General features: G+C 70.9%; 17 protein-coding genes. 8 read left to right on the top strand and 9 right to left on the bottom strand.

Annotated elements, in window-relative coordinates:
- Positions 1 to 144: 144 nt before the first annotated feature.
- Positions 145 to 894 (top strand): IclR family transcriptional regulator, encoded by a 750-nt coding sequence (locus tag H4N58_RS05605; protein WP_167007377.1) that lies wholly within the window; start codon positions 145 to 147, stop codon positions 892 to 894.
- A gap of 4 nt (positions 895 to 898) precedes the next feature.
- Here H4N58_RS05605 and H4N58_RS05600 read toward each other — a convergent pair whose 3' ends face one another.
- The 3 genes from H4N58_RS05600 to H4N58_RS05590 are packed head-to-tail and all read right to left on the bottom strand — an operon-like array spanning position 899 to position 4912.
- Positions 899 to 1453, bottom strand: a complete 555-nt coding sequence (locus H4N58_RS05600; protein WP_208322489.1) for a DinB family protein — start codon at positions 1451 to 1453, stop codon at positions 899 to 901.
- A gap of 26 nt (positions 1454 to 1479) precedes the next feature.
- Positions 1480 to 3501, bottom strand: coding sequence for a VWA domain-containing protein (locus H4N58_RS05595; RefSeq protein WP_167252033.1), 2022 nt, complete (start codon positions 3499 to 3501; stop codon positions 1480 to 1482).
- A 16-nt stretch (positions 3502 to 3517) separates the two neighbouring features.
- Positions 3518 to 4912: an AAA family ATPase gene (locus tag H4N58_RS05590; RefSeq protein ID WP_370465457.1), complete on the bottom strand. Its 1395-nt coding sequence runs from the start codon at positions 4910 to 4912 to the stop codon at positions 3518 to 3520.
- A gap of 75 nt (positions 4913 to 4987) precedes the next feature.
- Between H4N58_RS05590 and H4N58_RS05585 the strand changes: the two genes are divergently transcribed.
- Positions 4988 to 6313: an LssY C-terminal domain-containing protein gene (locus H4N58_RS05585; RefSeq protein ID WP_167252035.1), complete on the top strand. Its 1326-nt coding sequence runs from the start codon at positions 4988 to 4990 to the stop codon at positions 6311 to 6313.
- Here the strand turns inward: H4N58_RS05585 and H4N58_RS05580 are convergent.
- Positions 6261 to 7475 carry a dipeptidase gene (locus H4N58_RS05580; protein ID WP_167252036.1) on the bottom strand — a complete coding sequence of 405 codons (1215 nt, stop codon included), beginning with the start codon at positions 7473 to 7475 and terminating at the stop codon, positions 6261 to 6263. The genes H4N58_RS05585 and H4N58_RS05580 overlap by 53 nt on opposite strands.
- 129 nt (positions 7476 to 7604) lie before the next feature.
- Here H4N58_RS05580 and H4N58_RS05575 point away from each other — a divergent pair, with 129 nt between their 5' ends.
- On the top strand, positions 7605 to 8537 hold the full coding sequence (locus H4N58_RS05575; RefSeq protein WP_167252037.1) for a DUF808 domain-containing protein: 933 nt from the start codon (positions 7605 to 7607) through the stop codon (positions 8535 to 8537).
- 7 nt (positions 8538 to 8544) lie between these two features.
- Here the strand turns inward: H4N58_RS05575 and H4N58_RS05570 are convergent, their stop codons facing one another.
- Positions 8545 to 9945, bottom strand: a complete 1401-nt coding sequence (locus H4N58_RS05570) for a cytochrome P450 (RefSeq protein ID WP_167252038.1) — start codon at positions 9943 to 9945, stop codon at positions 8545 to 8547.
- A 73-nt stretch (positions 9946 to 10018) separates the two neighbouring features.
- Between H4N58_RS05570 and H4N58_RS05565 the strand changes: the two genes are divergently transcribed.
- The gene (locus H4N58_RS05565; protein ID WP_167007356.1) at positions 10019 to 10642 is read left to right on the top strand and encodes a TetR/AcrR family transcriptional regulator; all 624 of its coding nucleotides are present in this window, start codon (positions 10019 to 10021) and stop codon (positions 10640 to 10642) included.
- Here H4N58_RS05565 and H4N58_RS05560 read toward each other — a convergent pair.
- Complete coding sequence (locus tag H4N58_RS05560) at positions 10639 to 11181, bottom strand: dihydrofolate reductase family protein (RefSeq protein ID WP_167007353.1); 543 nt, start codon at positions 11179 to 11181, stop codon at positions 10639 to 10641. The genes H4N58_RS05565 and H4N58_RS05560 overlap by 4 nt on opposite strands.
- Positions 11182 to 11239: 58 nt before the next feature.
- Positions 11240 to 12499 (bottom strand): multidrug effflux MFS transporter, encoded by a 1260-nt coding sequence (locus H4N58_RS05555; protein ID WP_243845186.1) that lies wholly within the window; start codon positions 12497 to 12499, stop codon positions 11240 to 11242.
- Positions 12500 to 12542: 43 nt separating this feature from the next.
- On the opposite strand from H4N58_RS05555, the gene H4N58_RS05550 reads away from it, so the two are divergent.
- The gene (locus tag H4N58_RS05550) at positions 12543 to 13178 is read left to right on the top strand and encodes a maleylpyruvate isomerase family mycothiol-dependent enzyme (protein WP_167252040.1); all 636 of its coding nucleotides are present in this window, start codon (positions 12543 to 12545) and stop codon (positions 13176 to 13178) included.
- Between the two features lie 12 nt (positions 13179 to 13190).
- Here the strand turns inward: H4N58_RS05550 and H4N58_RS05545 are convergent, their stop codons facing one another.
- Positions 13191 to 14012 (bottom strand): dienelactone hydrolase family protein, encoded by an 822-nt coding sequence (locus H4N58_RS05545; RefSeq protein WP_167252041.1) that lies wholly within the window; start codon positions 14010 to 14012, stop codon positions 13191 to 13193.
- Positions 14013 to 14106: 94 nt separating this feature from the next.
- Between H4N58_RS05545 and H4N58_RS05540 the strand changes: the two genes are divergently transcribed.
- Positions 14107 to 15090 (top strand): GlxA family transcriptional regulator, encoded by a 984-nt coding sequence (locus H4N58_RS05540; protein WP_167252042.1) that lies wholly within the window; start codon positions 14107 to 14109, stop codon positions 15088 to 15090.
- A gap of 1 nt (position 15091) precedes the next feature.
- Here the strand turns inward: H4N58_RS05540 and H4N58_RS05535 are convergent, their stop codons facing one another.
- On the bottom strand, positions 15092 to 15679 hold the full coding sequence (locus H4N58_RS05535; protein WP_167252043.1) for a TIGR00730 family Rossman fold protein: 588 nt from the start codon (positions 15677 to 15679) through the stop codon (positions 15092 to 15094).
- Positions 15680 to 15753: 74 nt separating this feature from the next.
- Here H4N58_RS05535 and H4N58_RS05530 point away from each other — a divergent pair, with 74 nt between their 5' ends.
- Positions 15754 to 16710 (top strand): calcium/sodium antiporter, encoded by a 957-nt coding sequence (locus tag H4N58_RS05530; RefSeq protein WP_167252044.1) that lies wholly within the window; start codon positions 15754 to 15756, stop codon positions 16708 to 16710.
- Between the two features lie 58 nt (positions 16711 to 16768).
- Positions 16769 to 18211, top strand: coding sequence for a cardiolipin synthase (gene cls, locus H4N58_RS05525; RefSeq protein ID WP_167252045.1), 1443 nt, complete (start codon positions 16769 to 16771; stop codon positions 18209 to 18211).
- Positions 18212 to 18222: the final 11 nt, after the last annotated feature.

Here is an 18222-nt window from a genome sequence, read left to right as displayed (position 1 = left end):
CACCGCTACGGCGCCGCGCTGGCTCGTGTCTCGCATCCGAGACAGCGGCCATTGCGGTCAGATCGGGGCCGCCATGTGACACCGATCGACCGCGCAGAGCGCCGCCGAACGGCGCGGCAATCTCGGATCCGAGACACTGACCCCATGTCCCGTGCTGTCCCCGCCGCGACCGCGACGCTGCGCGCGTTGCGGTTCCTGTCGGGCCAGCCCGTCCCGGTCCCCGCGAGCCGCATCGCGAGCGAGATCGGTTTGCCCCGCTCCTCCACGTACCACCTGCTCGCGGCGATGGCCGAGGAGGACTTCGTCGTCCACTACCCCGAGGACCGCACCTGGGGGCTCGGGGTCGGCGCGTGGGAGGTGGGGCTCGCCTTCGCGCAGCAGGAACCGCTCGCCCGCCTCGCCCGGGTCCCGCTCGCCCGCCTCGTCGACACGCTCGGCCAGTCCGCACACCTGGCGGTCCTCCACGGCTCGGACGTGCTCTACGTCCTCGAGGAGCGGGCCCCCGGCCGCCCGTCGCTGGTCACCGACGTGGGTGTACGGCTTCCGGCGCACCTGACCGCATCCGGGCGCGCGATCTTGTCGACGCTCGCCCGGCCGCAGGTGCGCGCCCTCTATCCGGACGCCGCCGCGTTCGTCAGCCGTACGGACGTCGGCCCTGCGACGCCGACCCAGCTGCGTGACCTGCTCGGCGAGACCCGGCGCCGCGGGCATGCCACCGAGGACGGCGAGGTGACGCCGGGGTTCCGGTCCGTCGCGGTCGCGCTCAGCGCGCCTGCGGTCCGTGCTGCCGTCGCCGTCACGTGGGAGTCGTCGGCGGACGTCTCCGCCGACGCGGTCGTCACCGCCGTACGGAGCACCGCCGCGACGCTCGACCGCCGCCTGCACGCCCGCTGACGGGCTACTGCCCCGTACGCCCGTCGATGCACTCGCGGAGGAGATCCGCGTGACCGGCGTGGCGCGCGTACTCCTCGATCATGTGCACCAGCACGTCGCGCAGCGGGATCTCGCCACGCTCGGTGTCGCGCGCGACCGTGCCGAGGTCCGAGACGCCATCGACGAACGCCTCCGCGTACGCCACTTCGTCCTCCCAGCGGCGCCACGCGTCGGCCACGACCTCGTCGTCGGCGACCGCACCGTTGAAGTCGGCGTCGCGGTCCTCCGCCGTCCGGTAGTAGCGCGGCGCGTCCTCACCCGCCATCCGCTGCCGGAACCAGGTCCGCTCGACATCGGCCATGTGCCGTACGAGGCCCAGCAGCGACATCGTCGACGGCGGCACCGAGCGGCGCGCCATCTGCTCGGCGTCGAGACCGTCGCACTTCATCCGCAGCGTGAGCCGGTACACGCGCAGGTAGTCGAGGAGCGTCTCGCGCTCGCCGACTGACTGCGCGTCGGAGTCGCGCGGGTCGTCCTGGGGGTCGACCCACATGTCCGGGAACTGCCGTTCGCTGCTCATCTCGGCAGTCTCTCAGGCACAGACGCCTACTCGTCCACCCAGAATCCGCGACCGCCGAACCACCCTCCGTACGACCCGCCGCCGTACGCACTGCCGCTGTCACGAGACCCGAGATAGCTGTCGACGACGGCGACGCCGAGGTCCTCCAGCTCCGGCGCGACCACGCGTCCATCGACGCGCCGCGCCATCTGCTCGATGAACCGCGCGAGCCCGGGGTCCTCGCCGAGGCGGAAGAACGTGGTCTGCGCGCCGAGCCGCCCGACGTCGTCGAGGGCACGGACGGTGTGCGCGACCGTACGAGGCGACGGCGGATACGTGAAGAAGACCTCGCCGTCGGGTTCGAGGTGCGACGTCGGCTCGCCGTCGGTGACGATGAGCAGCACCGGCTGCGCGGAGGGGTGCTTGCGGAAGTGCCGGTGCGCGAGCAGAAGCGCGTGGTGCAGGTTGGTGCCCTTGTCCCACTTCGCGTCGAGCGCGGTGAGCTGGTCGATGTCCATGACCTCGGCGTACGGGCCGAACCCGACGAGCTGCAGGTGGTCCCCGCGGAACCGGCTCTGGATCAGCGTGTGGAGCGCGAGCGCCGTGCGCTTCATCGGCACCCACCGCCCGTCCATCGCCATCGAGAACGACGTGTCGACGAGGAGCGCGACCGCGGCCTGCGTGCGCGCCTCGGTCTCGCTCACCTCGACGTCTCGGATGTTGAGCCGGACCCCTGCACCGGCGTCGCCGCCCTCGGCGGTCGTACGGAGGACCGCGTTGGTGAGCGTCTTCGTGACGTTCCACGGCTCGGTGTCACCGAACTCCCACTCGCGCGATTCGCCCGAGAGCTCGCCGGCTGCGCCCGCACGCCGGACGTCGCGGGCACCCTGGCGGCCGGACATCCGGTTCGCGACGTCGCGCAGCAGCGACCGTCCGAGTTGGCGGATCGCCTTCGGGGAGAGGCGCAGCCCGCCGTCCGTCCCGCGCTTGAGGGCGCCGCTCTCGCGCAATGCCCGCTCGAGCTCGGCGAGCGCACGCGCGTCGACGGCCGCGTCCTCACCGAGGAGGTCGCCGAGCTTGTCGACGTCGATGTCGCTCATCCGCGCCCCGGGATAGGACTGCGAGAGCTGCTCGCCGAGCGCGTCGAGGTCCGCGAGCTCCTGCAGGACGCCGGTGCCGTCGCCGAGTCGGAGCCCCTGCTCGCCGTCGAAACGCTCCGACCCCGACCAGTCCTCGCCGGGCCGAAGCGCCTGGAGGTTGACGTCGAGCTGCCCGAGCGCGTCCTGGAGATCGGCGCTGCCGAAGGCCTGGGCCGACAGCGCCATCAGCTCCTCGCGTTGCTCCGGAGTCATCGAGTTGAGCATCCGTTGCGCGGCGGCGGAGCGGGCGGCGAGCGCGTCGATCAGCTCGTCGACGTTCTGCGGGTCCTCCGGGAAGAAGTCCCCGTGCTTGTCCATGAACTCCCGGAACTGCTCCTCGGTGTCGTCCCCGCGCCGGTGCGCGTCCAGCAGGCTGTTGAGGTCGCGCACCATCTCGGCGACGGCCTCGCGATCCTCGTCGGTGGCGTTCTCGAGCGCCTGCTTCATGCCGGAGAAGCGCTGGTCGAGCATCTCGCGACCGAGCAGGTCCTTGATCCGCTCGAAGTCCTCGCGCGCCTGCGTGCTGCGCCAGGAGTAGTCCGCCAGCTCGGAGACGGCGGACGCCGGGGACGACGGCAGGCTCTCCATCCGCATCTCCGCGAAGCGTGCGTCGTCGTCGAGATCACGGGCGAGCTGCTTGCGCTCCTCGAGCACCGCCCGGTCGAGGAGCTCGCGCACCTCGCGCAGCGTGCCGTCGAGGTCGTGACGCTCCAGCAGGCTGCGCCGGCGCTGCGCGACGCGACGTGCAAGGTCGTCGAGGCCCTGCTGACCGTCCGTCCCGCGCCGCAACACCTCACGCATCGCGTGCTCGGGCGAGTATCCAGCCATCACGTCCTCGCCGATGGCCTCCAACGCCTCGGCGATGTCGACCGGTGGCGCGAGCGGATCACCGCCCGCGTACCGGCCGTACCGGCTCTCGTGCCTGCTCATCTGTCACCTGCCGCGCTCATCCGTACACCGTCTCCCCGCCACCGGAGTCCTTGCTGATCTTGCGCGCGAGGAAGAGCCCCTCCAGCGCCAGCTCGAGCGCGCTCGCCCGCTCGCCGTCGCCGGTGGCGCCGAGCCGGGCCATCACCTCGTCGTACAGGGCCGACTCTCCCAGCACTGGGAGGCCCGCGAGGAAGTCGCTCGCGGTGACCTGGTCGCCGGTCGTCACCGTCGCACCGGACGCGAACGCCTCGACGAGCAGCGCGAAGTCGATGCCGCGCAGCCGGTGGCGTACGGTCTCGGCGGTCGCCGTACGGAGGACGTGCTCGAGGATGGCCCGCTCGCGACCCTCCTCGCCGGTCTCGAACTCGACCTTGCCGCCGAGCACGTCCACGGCGGTCTCGAGATCGACGACACGGGCCACGGCGGTGTCCTCGCCCCGTACGGTCGCGCGGTGCAGCGCCGCGGCCGCGACCGTCTCCGCACCTGCGATCGAGAACCGTGCGGACACACCTGCACGCTGGTCGACGGCCTGCGACTCGCGCAGCGCCCGCGTGAACCGGGCGAGGATCTCGAGCAGGAAGTCGGGCACCTGCGCGACCAGCGCGGCCTCCTGCCGGACCACGGCGATCTCGTCCTCGAGCTCCAGCGGGTAGTGCGTCCGGATCTCCGCGCCGAAGCGGTCCTTCAGCGGCGAGATGATGCGCCCGCGGTTCGTGTAGTCCTCCGGGTTGGCCGTCGCCACGACCATGACGTCGAGCGGCAGCCGCAGGACGTACCCGCGGATCTGGATGTCGCGCTCCTCCATCACATTGAGCATCGCGACCTGGATGCGCTCGGCGAGGTCGGGCAGCTCGTTGATCGCGACGATCCCGCGGTGGGAGCGCGGCACGAGCCCGAAGTGGATCGTCTCAGGGTCGCCGAGCGAGCGCCCTTCGGCGACCTTCATCGGGTCGACGTCGCCGATCAGGTCGGCCACGCTCGTGTCCGGCGTCGCGAGCTTCTCGGCGTACCGCTCGTCGCGGTGGCGCCACACCACCGGCAGCGCGTCGCCGAGCTCGCTCGCGCGCCGACGCGAGGCCGGGGTAATCGGCTCGTACGGGTGCTCGCCGAGCTCGGATCCTTCGATGACCGGGGTCCACTCGTCGAGGAGCCCGGCGAGCGAGCGCAGCAGACGGGTCTTGCCCTGGCCGCGTTCGCCGAGGAGCACGACGTCGTGCCCGGCGATCAGGGCGCGCTCGAGCTGCGGGATGACCGTGTCGTCGAGCCCGTGCAGGCCGGGCCAGGGATCACGCCCCTCGGCGAGCGCGGCGAGCAGGTTGTCGCGGACCTCCTCGCGGAGGGACTTCTGGACGTGGCCGGAGGCGCGGAGCTCGGCGACCGTGCTGGGTGCAGGCGCATTCACCTGCTCCACGCTAGTCCGGTGCACCCCGGATCACCGACCGTCGTTCGCTGACGGCGGACAGCCGCGTCGCGCACACTGGGTCCCATGGGGGTCACGCGACGACGATTCACGATCCGCGCGTCTGTCGCGAACGGGATCGACCACGCGTTCTTCGCGTTCTCGGCGTTGGCGGCTGCGTGGTTCGCCTACCTGCTGCTCGTCGAGGGGGCCCGCCGGGGCTGGCAGTCGGGTCTGCTGGTCGTCTTCTGGCTGTTCGTCGCCTATCTTCTGCTCCCCCGGCTGCACCGGATCCTCACGCAGATCTATGTGCCCGGCTACTTCATCGGCCGCGCGCGGACCGCCGACGGGCGCCTCGGCGATCCCGTCAACCTCGCCTTCCGCGGTCGCGAGCAGCAGGTCCACCGCGCGATGCGCGAGGGCGGCTGGACCCGCGCGGACGATCTCGACCTGCGGTCCGGCATGCGCATCGTCACGTCGACCCTGCGACGACGCAGCGATACCGGAGCACCGGTCAGCCCGCTCGTGCTGTTCGGTCGGCAGCAGGACTTCGCGTACGAGCGGGAGGTGGACGGCAGCCCCTCGCAGCGCCACCACGTCCGGTTCTGGCGATGCCCGGACGGGTGGAAGCTACCCGGCGGGTTTGCGGTGGACTGGCTCGCCGCCGGCACGTACGACCGCAGCGTGGGCCTGTCCACGTTCACCCTGCAGATCACCCACAAGATCGCCCGCGACACCGATGTCGAACGGGACTTCGTCCTCGCGACGGTCACCGGTGCCGACCCCTCCGTGACCGTGAACGTCATCGAGGACTTCTCCACCGGCTACCACGCGCGCAACGGCGGGGGCGACGCGATCGAGACGGACGGCGATCTGCCCGTCGTGGACCTGAGCACCGTGGACGCGCCGCCGGATCCGGTGGCGCCGCCCGCCGACGGCCGCATACGCCTGCCTGCACCGACCGCCTTCGGGGCCGGCGTCGCCGTGCTGCGCGCGCTCGGCATCCTCATCGCCGTCGTCCTTGTGGTGGTGGCCCCCGACCTGGTCGCCGACACCGTGACTCACGCCGGCGCCGACCTGACGACCCGGGACGTCGAGGCCGCGGCGCGCGGGAGTGCACTCGTGCTTGCGGTGTACGGCCTCGTCGACCTCGTGCTCGCCGTCGCCGTGCTGCGGGGCAGCAATCTCGCGCGGCTCGTGCTCATGACGTTGTGCGCTGTGGCGACGGTGACCGCCTTCGCCTCCGACGTTGGCGGTGACCAGCCGATCACGCTGACCCACCTCCCGACGGTCGGCGTCAACATCCTGGTGATCCTCGCGTTGTCGAGCCCCCGCTCACGGGCGTACGCGACGCCCGCGGTCAACCCTTCGGCAGCACCTCGGTCATCACGCGCTGCACGTTACCGCCCATGACCGCAGCGACGTCGGCGTCGCTGAAGCCACGGTCGACCAGCTCCTGCGTGACGACGGCGAGCTCGGACGTGTCCCAGCCGACGGCGACCGAGCCGTCATAATCGCTGCCGAGACCGACGTGATCGATGCCCACGAGGTCGCGGACGTGGACCATCGCGTCGACGACCGCCTTCACCCTGGTGTCGCACACCGCGCCGTCGAAGTAGGCGATGCCGACGACGCCTCCCGTGGCAGCGACGCCACGGATCTCGTCGTCGGTGAGGTTGCGGTTGACCTCGCACGTGGCCTGGACGCCCCCATGGCTGGACACCACCGGCTTCGTGGCGCGTGCGAGCATCTCGGCGACAGCGGTGTGGCTCGCGTGCGCGACGTCGACGATCATCCCGAGCTCCTCCATTTCGTCGAAGACCTCGCGCCCGAGGTCGGTGAGGCCTTCCTTCTCCTCACCGTGCATCGAGCCCGCGACCTCGTTGTCGAAAAAGTGCGTGAAGCCCGCCATGCGGTAACCCGCGTCGTACAGGCGCCCCAGGTTGTCGGCGTCGCCCTCGAGCGGCTGCAGACCCTCCAGCGAGAGCAGCGCACCCGTGACGTCCTTGCCGGCGGCGCGGTCGGCGATGAGGCCTTGGAGGTCGTCGCTCGTACGGACGAGGCGCAGCGCGCCCTCGGACCGTTCCTCGGCGTCCTGGAGCTTCTCCGCGTGGTACATCGAGCGTTCGAAGATCGAGGTCCACGTCCGCGGCGGCTGGAGCTGGGCGAATGTCAGCAGCGTGATGTTGTCGGTGTCGGCACTGTTGGAGTCGAAGTTCTGACCCTTCGGAGACTTGCTCACCGACGAGAACACCTGCAGCGCGACGTTGCCGTCCTGCAGCCGCGGGAGGTCGACATGCCCACGGTCGCTGCGGTCGAGGAGGTCACGCTTCCACAGGAGCGTGTCGGAGTGCATGTCGAGGATGGTCAGCGAGTCGTGAAGCGCCTGCGTCTCGTCGGTGACCTCGGGCAGCGGCTCGGTCACAATCTCGTTCATGCCCTTCTCGACGATCCCGGGTGCGAGCGCGAAGAACGCGACCGCGGCGAGGACGACCAGTGCGAGGAGCGCGACGAGGATGCGCTTGACGGTGAAGCGCCGGCGTCGCCGGGAAACAGGGGCATCTGCTGACGACATGAAGGGGTCCTTCCGAGACGGAGGTCACACCGTACCCGCCGGTAACAAGGCCGCGTCATCCGGCCCGGTCCGGCACTGGCCGTACGCTGTGCCCGTGATCTTGCACCGCCTGCCGACGGGGCCCCGCGCGTGAGCGCCGGACTGGCCGCCCTCCTCGACGACATCGCCGCCCTCGCCAAGCTGGCGGCGGCCTCGGTCGATGACGTCGGCGCCGCCGCGGCACGCGCGAGCACCAAGGCCGCTGGGGTCGTCGTCGACGACGCCGCGGTGACCCCTCGCTACGTCCAGGGCCTGCGCCCGGAGCGCGAGCTGGCGATCATCAAGAAGATCGCGATCGGCTCGCTGCGCAACAAGCTGGTCTTCATCCTTCCCGTCGCGCTGCTCCTGAGCCAGTTCGCGCCGTGGCTGCTGACGCCGATCCTCATGCTGGGCGGGACGTATCTCTGCTACGAGGGCGCCGAGAAGCTCTGGGAGAAGCTGTCCGGCCACCACGCGCCCGAGGTCCCCTCGTCGTCGCAGGGCCCCGTCGAAGAGGGCAAGGTGATCTCCGGCGCCATCACGACCGACTTCATCCTGTCGGCCGAGATCATGGTGATCGCGCTCAACGAGGTGGCCGACGAGCCGTTCGTGTCGCGCGCGCTCATCCTCGCCCTCGTCGCGGTCGGCATCACGGCGCTCGTCTATGGCGCGGTCGGCCTCATCGTCAAGATGGACGACATCGGCCTCTCGATGGCCACCCGCACCTCGGCCGTCTCGCAGGCCGTCGGTCGCTTCCTCGTCCGCGCCATGCCCGTGGTCCTCGCGACGCTCTCGGTCGTCGGCGTGGCCGCGATGCTGTGGGTCGGCGGGCACATCCTGCTCGTCGGAGTGGACGAGCTGGGCTGGCACGGCCTGTACGACGCCGTGCACCACCTCGAGGAGCTCGTGCACGACGCCGTGCCGGCCATGGGCAGCACGCTCCCGTGGCTCGTCAACACCGCCGCGTCAGCGCTGCTCGGACTCGTCGTCGGCGCGATCGCGGTCGCGGTCATGCACGTCGTGCCACGCCGCAAGAAGCACTGACGCAGGGTCAGGCTGGCCGTACGGTCAGCGCCTCGCGCCGCGTGAGCGTGACCTCCATGCCCTCCGGCATCAGCGTGAGGCGCTCGTCGATGCGCAGGTCGTACGAGGGGTCGCCGGCGATGTCGTACCGGTGCAGGATGCGCGCCAGCGCCATCGTCGCCTCGTGCACCGCGAACTGGCGTCCGATGCACGCCCGCTCGCCGGTGCCGAACGGCTTCACCGTGCTCGCGAGTCTGGGGCGCGGACGCTCGGGGTCGAACGCGTCCGCGTCCTCGCCCCACACCGCCGGGTCGCGCTGCACGAGCGGCAGGACGACCAGCGCCCAGTCGTCGGGCGTCATCGTCCAGCGTCCGCCGAGCGTGGTCGTCTCTCGCGGGCTGCGAGCGTAGCCGGGCGCGGTGGGCCACAGCCGCAGCGACTCGTCGAGCACCTTGCGGAGGTAGCGGAAGCGCGCCACCTGCTCGTACGACGGCGTCGCGTCAGGGTCGTCCCCGAGGATCGCGTCGGTCTCGGCCTGCGCCTTGGCGAGCACCTCGGGGTGGCGCGCGAGGTAGTAGAACGCGAACGACAACGCACCCGAGGTCGTCTCGTGACCGGCAACGAGGAACGTGAGGATCTGGAAGCGGATGTTCTCGTCGCTCAGCCGCTCGCCGGTCTCGGGGTGCGCCTGGTCGAGCATGATGCCGAGCAGGTCGTCGGTGTCCGTGCTGCCCGAGCGGCGGCGCGCGGCGACGATGTCGTCGAGGAACTGGCGGACGTAGTCGAGCTGGTCGGCGTGCTTGCGGTCCAGCCGACGCTCGAGGAGCTTCGCCCCGGGCAGCGCCATGAGCACGCCCTTGCGCCGCCCGAGCGTGAGCGCGGTGACCATGCCCTCGATGAAGGGGTGCACCTCGTCGGTCGTGAACGAGCCGAACGCCTGGCTGAACCCCGTACGTCCGATCGTCTCGAGCGTCAGGCGGGTCATGTCGGCCGCCAGGTCGACGCGTCCGGAGCCGGCGTCCCACACCGCGAACAGCTCGTCGAGCGTCTCGGCCATGACCGGGTGGTAGCGCTGCATCGCCTGCTTGGTGAACGCGGGCACGAGCAGGTCGTGGGCGAGCTGCCAGTTGGGCTCGTGGTTGTAGGCCGTGAACAGGCCGTCGCCGGCGATGCCGCGCAGGCCGTCGAGCGCGGGTGAGTTGGCCTTGACGAAGCGCGACTCGTCGTTGAGCTCGGCGGCGAGCTCGGCATCGGTGACGAAGACGAACTTCTGGCCGAAGACGACGATCTCGAAGATCGGCCCGAGGTCGCGGTGGTGCTCGAGGATGTGCTGAACGGGACGCTCGGGGTCCATGCTGCCGGCGTCCTTCATCCACCGGCGGCGCCCGGCGGGGTGCGGGAAGGTGTGTCCGGACCAGGCGTTGCGCATCGGTAACTCCTTGTTGCACGTCGGTTCAGCAAGCCTGAACGGTTGCTGAACCCGTGTCAAGTAGTCTCTGCTCGTGGCAACCCGGACCCGGCTCTCTCCCGAGCAGCGCCGCGCCCAGCTCCTGCACCTCGGCGCGCAGCTGTTCGCGACGCAGCCGTACGAGGACGTCCACATCGAGCGGGTCGCCGAGATGGCAGAGGTCTCCCGCGGACTGCTCTACCACTACTTCCCCAACAAGCGCGCGTTCTTCGCCGCGCTGCTCGCGCAGGCCGCCGAGCAGCTCGCTCAGGCCACGACGCCCAAGCCCGACGTCGGACCGCGCGAGCAGCTCCTCGACGGCGTGGAGAGCTACCTTCGGCACTGCGCCGCCAACCGTCTCGGCGTCAGCACGATCCACCGCGGCGCCGCCAGCGGCGACCCCGAGATCGAGGCGATCCTGGAGGAGTCGACGCGGCTGCACGAGGAGCGCATCCTCGCCGTGCTCGTGCCGGGCCAGGAGCCGCACCCGCTGCTCACCCTCGCCGTACGAGGCTGGCTCCTGCACCTGCGCACGGTCGGGCACGAGTGGGCGACCACCGCTCCGGACGTCCCCGTCGACGAGGTCCGCGACATGTGCGCGGGCGCGCTCGTCGGCGCTCTCGAGGCCCTGCCGCCGGAGGGGCGACCGGCTGTGCTCGCGTCGCTGATCTCGGGTTAGGCGCCACTACGGCGGTAGTCGACCAGCAGGCTCCCGGTCGGCGCGCCGACTACCTGCTCGAGCTCCCACCGCTGCACGTCGCGCACGCCGTCCCACAGTCGACGCCCCTCACCGACGGCAACGGGCGTGACCACGAGGCGTAGCTGGTCGACCAGGTCCGCCGCGAGCAGCGACCGCGTCAGCGCCAGGCTTCCGTGCACCCCGATGTCGCCACCCTCTGTCCCTTTGAGGTCGCGCACGCAGTCCTCGAACGACCCGTCGACGACTGTCGTGTCGGCCCAGTCCGGCGTGAACGGGCGCGACGCGGCAACATACTTCGGCACGCTGTTGATGAAGGTCGCGAACGGCTCGTGGTCGGACGTCGGCCAATAAGCTGACCACTCGTCATACATGCGGTGCCCGAGCAGCACGGTGTCCTGCGCGTCGATCACCCGCCGCAGGTTGTCGTCCATGACCTCGTCGAAGTCGAAGACGAACTGATCGGGCCCCTCAGCGACCCCGTCCAGCGAGACGAGCATATAGGCGACGACGTGGCGCATAGGTGCCTCCGTACGGTCAGGTGGGTACGAGGGTGTGGACCGCCAGCGACTCCTCGAATCATCGGTCCGCGGTGACGACCTCCGCCGTGAACGCCCGCTCGGCGGCGGGGTGGCCGCGCACGTAGCGCCGGGTCAGGACGAAGCTCCCGAGCGCGCAGGCGCTCGACACGACCATCACGAGCGCCATCGGCACCGCGGTGTCGTCGCCGGCGATGCCGCCGAGCGGCGAGACGACGCCACCGAAGAGGAACATCAGCCCACCGACCAGCGCGCTGCCTGCTCCGGCGACGTCACGGCTCTGCTGCAACGCGAGTGCACTGGTGTTGCCCATCACGAACCCGGCGCTGGTGACCATAGGGAACAGCGGCATCGCGAGCACCCATGCGGGGAGCGGCGAGACCGCGACGACGAGCACGGCCGCCGTCGACGCGACGGTCACGGGCAGTGCCAGGCTGACCGTACGGGCGGGGTGGACGCGGCGGCGGGCCAACCGCGCGGACACCAGACCGCCGATCGTCAGGCCGATCGCGTTCAGCGCGAAGAGCAGGCCGTACACGAGCTCGGTCGTGCCGAGCACGCCTTGGTAGACGAACGACGAGGACGAGATGTACGTCATCAGCGCGCCGAAGGTGAACAGCACGGTGGCTGCGTACCCGAGGAACGCCGGGCGCCCGAACAGCCGTCCCAGCGAGGCGTACTGGACCCGCGGCGTACGGCGCTGCGGCGGGAGGCTCTCGCGGACCGTCGTGAGTGCGCCGACGAGCTGCAGCACGGTCACCGCGAGCACGATCCCGAGGACACCGCGCCACGGCACGTGCCCGGCGACCGCACCGCCGATCGCGGGTGCGGCGACCGGCGCGATGCTGTTGATCGTCATCATGAGCGACATCGCCCGAGCGGCCGCGAAGCCTTCGAGCAGGTCGGCGATCACGGCGCGCGCGACGACGATGCCGGCCGCGCCCGCCAGCGCCTGGACGAAGCGGGCGCCGATGAGCACCTCGATCGTCGGCGCGAGCACCGCCACCGCGGCCGCGAGCGTACTGACCGTGCACCCGACGAGCAGCGGGCGTACGCGGCCGAGGTGGTCGGTCACCGGACCCCAGAGCACCTGCCCCACACCGAGCCCGACGAGGAACGCGGTGAGCGTCAGCTGCACCGCCCCGGCATCGGTCTCCAACGACGACGCGATTGCGGGGAACGACGCGAGGTAGAAGTCGACCGACAGCGGTGCGGTCGCCGACAACAGCGCCAGAACGAGGAGAAGGCGGAGCGGGAGACCGTCACGCGCGGGCAGACCGGCATCAGGGGAACGCGGCACCATCGGAGCATAGGACCCGCATCCGACACTAGGCTCGCGTGCGATGACCATCACTGACGCACACTTCTGGGACCTGATCCATGCCGAGCGCGTTCGGCTCGTGGACATGCTGGAGGGGCTCAGCGACGAGGACTGGCGTGCCAGGACCCTCTGCTCCGACTGGACCGTCGACCAGGTCGTCGCCCACCTCACCGCCGGCGCGAGCACAGGGACCTGGGCGTGGATCCGCAGCATGGCGGGCGCGGGCTTCAACGCGAGCAGGCACAACGATCGCCGCCTTGCCCGCTACCGCGGCGCCACCCCTGCGGCGACGCTGGAGGCGTTCCGCAGGGCGGCCACGAGCACCACCGCACCGACGAAGGACCACGCCGCATGGCTCGGGGAGGTGATCGTCCACGGTCAGGACATCGCGCGCCCGCTGGGTGTCCCCGTCACGCCCGACCCTGTGGCCGTCGGCGAGGTCGCCCGCTTCTTCGCGGCGAAGGACTTCGCGGTCAACAGCCGAGGACTCGTGAAGGGGTTGGCGCTGGAGGCCGACGACACCTCGTTCCGGAGCGGGAGGGGCCCGCTCCTCCGCGGCCACCTCCTCGACCTGGTGATGGCGATGGCGGGCCGTCCGGACTCCTGCGCGGCGCTCGACGGCGACGGCGTCGAGGAGCTTCACCGACGTCTCCGCTGAGCGCGCCGCCGCTCAGGCGTCGGGCAGCAATCGCTCCGCCAGGTACGCGAGGATCTCGTCCCGCGCGGTCACCGTCGGGTGCCCGGCCTCGTCGACCAGGTGCGCGGTCACGACGCTGTGCGGTGTGCCGACGACGTCCCGGAAGAAGGGCGGCGGTTCCGGATTGGCGGCATCGCCGTTGAGGACGCGGCCGTCGAACCGGTCGCCCAGCAGCTTCTCGTACGCCGCGAACCGCTGTCCCGTGCACCAGCGGTCGTCGGCGAAACGGTACGCAAGAGCGCTCAAGTCGTCGCGTACGAAGCGTTCTCGTACGGCGTCGGCGTCCTCCGCGGACATCTCGAGCGCGGCCGGGTCGTCGAGCGGGAGCGACGGCTGGCTGAGGACGGGGGCGATGACGGAGGGCTCGAGCGTCATCGTCAGCGCGAAGTTGCCGGTGAAGCACATCCCGATCGCCCCCACCCCAGGCCCTCCGCACTCGTCGTGCGCGAGTCGTGCCAGCGCGCGGAGCCACGTCACGACCGGGCTGGTGCCGCCACCGGCGAACGCACGAAACTCGGCGCTCACGCAGGCGCGCTTCATCACCGCAGCGCCGTCCTCGGCCGTCGGGTACGCCCCGTCGACACCGAACAGCGACGGGACGTACACCGTGAACCCGGCGTCACAGACCCACCGCGCGAAGCGCAGCACGTCCGGGCTGATCCCCGGCATCTCCGGCATCACCACGACGGCGGGTCCGCTCCCCGCGACGTGTACGTCCTTCTCGCTGCCCTCCGCCGCAAACCGTCGGCGGACGAACCCCTCGAGCGTCTCCGTGCTCGCTTCAGCGTTCGTCATCGTGCCTCCCTCTCCTCGGTGTCGCCCCATCCTCGCCGCTGTGGGCCGGTGCACGTAGGGGCGAGAACGCCACGATCCGGGCTAATCTCGCCACATGACGGAAGCGCTGCGGGTCGGTGTGCTCGCCTACCCGGACTGTTTCGCCTCAGAGGTCTTCGGCGTCGTCGACCTCCTCACGATGGCTTCCCACGTGTCTGCTGCGCAGGGCGGCACCCGCGCGCCGTTCGAGACCTCCGTGATCTCACCGCGCCGGCGTGTCCTCGCCTCGGGCGACGTGCCGATCGGCATACGACCGGTGCATGAGGTCGACGTCCTGGTCGTTCCCGGCTTCGCGCTCGTCCCGTCGCTCGACCTCGACGACCGCCTGCGAAACCTGCGCCCGGAGGTCGCGGCGATGCGCGCGCACGCCGAGACCGGTCGCGCGGTGGTGTCGATCTGCGTCGGCGCCTTTCTCGCCGGCGAGGCGGGGCTGCTCGACGCGCGACGAGCGACGACGTCATGGTTGTTCGCCGACTTGCTCGCCCGGCGATTCCCCCGCACGACGGTCACGCCGGAGGCGCTCGTGGTCAACGACGGCGGCGTCACGACCACCGCCGGGTTCACCGCCATGTACGACTTCGTCCTCGACCTCGTCGGGCGTCACTGCGGGCCGTCCGTCGCTCGGCACACCGCACGCGTCGCCCTGGTCGACGACGCGCGCGTCAGCCAGGCGCCGTACGTCGACAGCGCGATGCTCCCGTCGACGGGCAGCGCGTTCTCGGCGCAGGTCGAGCGCTGGCTCACCCGGCAGCTCGCCGACCCGTACGACCTCGCGTCGCTCGCCGCGGCGTTCGGCACCAGCACACGGACGATGCTGCGCCGCTACAAGGCCGACACCGGCAGCACGCCGCTCGCCTACCTCCAGCGCGTACGGGTGCGCCGCGCCCAGCACCTCCTCGAGCACAGCGACCGGACGTGGCAGGAGGTCGTCCGCGACGTCGGCTACCGCGACCCGGCGGCGTTCTCGCGACTGTTCGTCCGGCACGTCGGCGTCAGCCCCGGCGACTACCGGGCAGGGTTCCGGCGATCGGTCGCCTGAGCTAGCGCCGCGCTGCCACGATCTGTGCAGCGAGGCCGTCGAGGACGTTAGGCAGGTCGTCGTCGACCACGAGCGCGTCGACGAGGCCGCGGCTCATGAAGTCGCTGTCGGCGATCCGGTCGAGCATCGCGACCAGCGGGTCCCAGAAACCACCCGGGTTGAGCAGGCCGAGCGGCTTGGTGTGCAGCCCGAGCGTCTGCCAGGTCCACACCTCGAACATCTCCTCGAGCGTCCCCAGGCCGCCGGGCAGCACGAGGAACGCGTCGGCACGGTCGGCCATCATCGCCTTGCGCTGGTGCATCGTGCCGACGACCTGCATCTCGAGGCCCGGCTCGTCGCGGCGCCCCCACTCACGCTCGACCATGAACGACGGGATCACGCCGTACACGCGCCCCCGGTGGTCGAGCGCGCCACGCGACAGCGCGCCCATGAGCCCGCTGCCACCCCCGCCGTACACGAGCTCGATCTCGCGCTCGGCGATCTGCGCACCGACCTCGTACGCCATCTCCACGAGCGCGGGGTCGTTGCCGTCGCGCGAGCCGAGGAACACGGCGAGGCTTGCGAGCGGACGGGAGGAGGATCGCTGCATCCCCGGATCGTACGGCGCGCGTCACCCGCGCCCGCTGACCACCCACGGGGCCCGAACCCTGCCATGGTGTCCTCATGTCGACGGTGCTCGTCATGGTCCTCGGACTCGCCGCTCTCGTCGTCGGCGCCGAGCTGCTCGTACGCGGAGGCTCCGGTCTCGCTGCACGGCTGGGGGTCGCCCCGATCACCATCGGCCTGACCGTCGTCGCGCTCGGGACGAGCATGCCGGAGCTCGCGATCGGCATCGACGCGGCCCGAAGCGACAGCGGCGGCCTCGCCGTGGGCAACATCATCGGCACGAACCTGGTCAATCTGCTGCTGATCCTCGGCCTGAGCGCCGCGATCCGGCCTATCGCGCTCCCCTCGCGCACGCTGCGGTTCGACCTGCCGGTCATCACGGCCGTCGCGCTCGTGGTGTTCGTGATGGGGCGCGACGGCACGCTGACCTCGGTCGAAGGCACCGTCCTGATCGTCCTCGGCGTCGCCTACACGTACGGGGTGCTCCGCGCGGGGCGCGCCGACGCGGCCGAGCGCCCCGCCGACACCGCTGCCGGCTCCGCAGCGACCACCGGCAGCGCGGCGCGTGACGTGCTCAGCCTCGTCATCGGTCTCGTGGTCATCGTGATCGGGGCCGACCTTCTCGTCAGCGGTGCCATCGACGCCGCGGCGTCGCTCGGGGTCAGCGACGCCGTCATCGGCCTCACCGTCATCGCCATCGGCACGTCGGCGCCCGAGCTCGTCACGACGTTGCTCTCGACCTTCCGCGGTGACCGCGACCTCGCCCTCGGCAACCTCATCGGGTCGAGCGTCTACAACATCGTCTTCATCCTCGGCGTCACCGTGCTCGCCGCCCCAGGCGCCGTCCCCGTGCCCGACGAGGTGCTGACCGCCGACCTCGTGCTGATGGCGGTGGTCGCCCTGGCCTGCGTGCCCGTCTTCGTCACCGGACGCCGCATCAGCCGTCCCGAAGGCGCGCTGTTCGTCCTCGCGTACGTGGTCTATCTCGGATGGCTGATCGCCGCGCGGGCGTGAGCAGCGATTCACCCTCCGCGTGTGAGGCCGTCGGGCCCCGCCTGCGTCAGGGTGAGTCATGGCTGCCTGGATTGCGACCGCGCTGTATCTCGCGGACCTGACGATCAAGCTGATCGCACTCGGTGTCGTACCGCGCAACCGGCGGCCGTCGAGTGGGATGGCGTGGCTGCTGCTGATCCTGGTGATCCCGTTCGTCGGGCTCCTCCTCTTCCTCATGCTGGGCCGGACCTCGCTCGGGCGTCGCCGCCACGCGCAGCAGGCCGAGGTGAACGCCGAGGTCGTCGAGCGGACGGCACCGGTCCCGACGCTGGGCGACGACTTCGACGGGCCCGCGTACGTACGCTCCGCCGCTGAGCTGAACCGCAAGCTCGGCGCCCTTCCGGCGATGCCGGGCAACGCGGTGATGCTGTTCCCCGGATACGCCGACAGCATCGCGGCGATGACGGCGCAGATCGGACGCGCGCAGTCCTTCGTCCACGTCGAGTTCTACATCTGCGCGTGGGACGACGTGACCGCGCCGTTCTTCGAGGCGCTGGTGGGCGCGCAGGAGCGCGGGGTGACGGTGCGGTTCCTGTTCGACCACCTCGGCTCGCGCGGGATCCCGGGCTACCAGGACTTCCTCGCGAGGCTCGACGCCGCCGGGATCGACGCGCACGCCATGCTCCCGATCCACCCCCTCAAGGGGCAGTGGCGCCGACCTGATCTCCGCAACCACCGCAAGATCCTGGTCGTCGACGGCAGCGTCGCGTTCACCGGCTCGCAGAACCTCACCGAGCCCGGCTACAACAAGCCCAAGAACCACCAGGCCGGTCGCGAGTGGGTCGAGCTGATGGCGCGGGTCGAGGGACCGGCCGCGACGGCTCTCAACGTCCTCTTCGCGACCGACTGGTACAGCGAGACGGGCCAGCGGCTCGAGGACGAGATCGGCACCATCGCCCCGGCTGCCGGCGACGTCGAGGCACAGGTGATCCCGAGTGGTCCCGGCTTCGCGACCGAGAACAACCTGCGACTCTTCACGACGCTCATCTACTCCGCGCAGCAGCGCCTCTCGATCACCAGCCCCTACTTCGTCCCGGACGAATCGCTCCTGTACGCCGTGACGACGGCGGCGCAGCGCGGCGTGGAGGTCGAGCTGTTCGTCAGCGAGCAGGGCGACCAGTTCATGGTGTTCCACGCACAGCGCTCCTACTACGAGGCGCTGCTGCGCGCCGGTGTCCGCATCTACTTCTACCCGGCGCCGGCGATCCTCCACGCGAAGTTCTTCAGCGTCGACGAGGACGTGGCGGTCCTGGGATCGAGCAACATGGACATGCGCTCGTTCGCGCTCAACTACGAGGTCTCGCTGATGATGCTCGGGGCGAACATCGTGGCAAAGGTGCGTGCGGTCGAGGACGCGTACCGCCGCATCTCCAAGGAGCTCACGCTCGACGAGTGGCTCGCCCGCGGACGCACCTCGGCGTACATCGACAACGTCATGCGCCTCACGGCCGCGCTGCAGTGAGGCCCGGCGCG

The sequence above is a fragment of the Mumia sp. ZJ1417 genome (assembly GCF_014127285.1).
Taxonomy (GTDB): domain Bacteria; phylum Actinomycetota; class Actinomycetes; order Propionibacteriales; family Nocardioidaceae; genus Mumia.
The sequence above is the reverse complement of the archived record's forward strand: the minus strand, read 5'-3'. Positions and strand labels throughout refer to the sequence as shown.